The sequence below is a fragment of the Microbacterium umsixpiens genome, from assembly GCF_053543675.1.
Genome location: NZ_JBLVOH010000165.1, coordinates 1 through 2,515, shown reverse-complemented (window position 1 = coordinate 2,515; position 2,515 = coordinate 1). Strand labels below are relative to the sequence as shown.

The following is a 2,515-nucleotide window of genomic DNA, read 5'->3' as shown; positions in this document are numbered from 1 at the left end:
GATCGCGGCCTGCCCGGCTCGTCGGAGGACGAAGCTCATCGTGTCACCGGTACTCTCAGTGCTCGGCGAGCCAGACGCCGGAGAACGTCGGACGCCCCACCGACTCGAAGGCGACGCCCTGCACGTAGGTCGCGGTGCCGTACACCTGCGGCTCCTCGAACAGCGGGATGACATAGGCCTGCTCGGCGATGTAGTCCTGCACGGCCTGCGAGGCGGCGATGCGCTTGTCGGCGTCGGGCTCGGAGGCCACGGCGAGCAGCAGCTCGTCGAGCTTCGCGTCCTTCGAGATCAGCACGTCGCGGTTCTTCGTGAAGTACTGGCTCTTGATGACGTCGAGGTCCGCCCGTCCGACCATCGAGTGGTAGAAGCCGGTCTTCAGCGGATCGCGGGTGTCTTCGGCCGCGCTCCCGGCGTCGCCGGGCTTGACCGAGAGCTCCACACCGACCTTCGCCAGCTGCTGCGCGACGAGTTCGAGCGTCTGCTTCGACAGCGGCTGCGGCTTGGCTTCGTAGACCGTGATCGACAGGCGCTCGCCGTCCTTCTCGCGGATGCCGTCGGAGCCGGGCTCCCACCCCGCCTCGTCGAGCAGTTCCTCGGCCTTGTCGGGGTCGTAGGCGTAGTGGGAGGACTCGTCCTTGTAGCCGACGGCCTGCGAGGAGAGCACCGACGTCGCCACCGGGTAGTTCTCGGTGAAGAGCGTGTCGACGACCTCCTTCGCGTCCACGGCGGCGACGAGCGCCTGGCGCACGCGGATGTCGCCCAGCAGCGGGTTCTCGGGGCGCAGGGCGATCGAGTTGTTCACGCCGCGGGTCTGCGGGGCGTAGAGCGTGAAGCCGGCGCCTTCGACGCGGTCCTCGTCGAACGCCTGCACGTAGCGGACGTAGTCGGCCTGACCCGCGAGCAGCGAACCGATGCGCACCGAGTCCTCGGGGGTGATCAGCACGTGCACGGCGTCGAGGTAGGGGCGCCCGGCGTTGTCGACGCTGTCGGGGCCCCACTCGTAGTCGTCACGGGCGGTGAGCGTGTACTCGGTGCCGAGCTTCTCGTCGGTGACGGTGAAGGGGCCGGATCCGATGATCTCGGCCGCGTTGCCCGCGCCGAAGTCCTCGATCGTGCCGTCGAGGGTCTCCGGCGACAGCAGACCCGAGTTGATGGTCGAGGTGGCCTGTAGGAACCCGGGCGACGGCGCACTGAAGTGGAACGTCACGGTGTCCTCGTCGACGACCTCGCTGCTGGCGTAGTTGTTGATCGCCTCCGAGACCGTGAGGCCGCGCTCCGCATCGCCCAGGCCGTACGTGTCGAAGTTCTTCGCGACGGCCGCGGCATCGAGCACGGTGCCGTCCGAGAACGTCGCGTCGGGGTTCAGGTCGAACGTGTACTCGGTGGCATCCGCGTTCACGGTCCAGTCCGAGGCGATCCACGGCTCGATCTCGAGCGTCTCCGGGTTCTGCCAGGTCAGGCGGGCGGCGATGTTGTTGACGATGCCGCCGTTCGGGTAGAAGCCGGCCTGCGGCGGGTACAGGTTCGTGTACGCCTGGTGCTCGAGGTAGGTGAGTGTGCCGCCGGTGACGGGGTCGCCGCCCTCGGCGGGGGCGTTGGCAGGAGCGGGCGAGGAGGCGCAGGCGGCGAGGCTGCCCGCGAGGACGAGCGGGACCGCGATGGCGGCGGCACGGATGAGACGGCGGTTCATGCGGAGGGTCTCCTGGGCTTCGGGGGTCGGGATGTGTTCACGGTAGGAATCGGAGTGGCCGTGCCGCGAGGCGGCGGACACCGGGTGTCGCGCGACGACACGAGTGGTCACGCGTCGACATACGAGGAAATGCGCAGGCGGTCGCGGAGGGTCGCGCCCTCGCTCTCCGCCGCGTCTCGCAGCAGCCCGCGGCGGCGCAGCTCGGGGGCGGCCTGCCGCGTGAACGCCTCGAACTGGGCGGGCTGGAAGGCCGACAGCACGTTGAACCCGTCGGCCGCCCCCTCGTCGCGCCAGGTCTCGAAGTGGTCAGCGATCGTGCGGGCGTCGCCGACCACGAAGGCCGCCGGCACCGCGTTGGCGGCCACGAGGTGCCGCCAGGTGAGCGGATCGCCGCTCGCGATCCCGGCCCCCGAGACGCGCAGTCCGGCGATGTCGGCGAGCCGCTCGATGAGCGCGGAGCCGCGCTCCCCCAACCGCTGCGCCTCGGCCGCCGTCACAAGTCGGTCGAACTCCGACGCGCGCAGCGGATCGTCTGCGGCGACGTCGAACGCATCGGCGAGCGCGGCCACCGTGCGGTTCGGCGGGAACGCGGTGCGAGCCGTCTGATGCCCCTCGGCGAGCGGCACCAGCGCGAGCAGGCGCTCGACGATGCGGCGGGCGTCGGCATCCGTGTCGGCGACGACCGGCAGCACCGGGGCGATCACCTTCACCGCATCCGGAGACCGCCCGGCCTCGGCCGCGATGTCGCGCAGCAGGCGGCGCGTGGCGATCGCGTCGGCGAGCGTCGGCGCGGCGGTCAGGGCGAGGTCGGCCTCGGTCGCGGCG

Annotated in this window: 2 protein-coding genes; both read right to left on the bottom strand. The window is 70.9% G+C overall.

The genetic code is table 11. From position 1 onward, the window contains the following. Positions 1-55: 55 nt before the first annotated feature. A complete protein-coding gene (locus ACNPM4_RS16200; RefSeq protein ID WP_448986368.1) occupies positions 56-1,690 on the bottom strand; it encodes a TIGR04028 family ABC transporter substrate-binding protein in 1,635 nt (544 codons plus the stop codon). Between the two features lie 107 nt (positions 1,691-1,797). Beyond that, positions 1,798-2,515: LLM class flavin-dependent oxidoreductase (locus ACNPM4_RS16195; RefSeq protein ID WP_448986363.1), on the bottom strand; the 718-nt coding region annotated here is incomplete at its 5' end.

Excerpts from the sequence above, each read along its gene's own strand:
- ACNPM4_RS16200 (WP_448986368.1), bottom strand. The coding sequence starts at position 1,690 with ATGAACCGCCGTCTCATCCGTGCCGCCGCCATCGCGGTCCCGCTCGTC.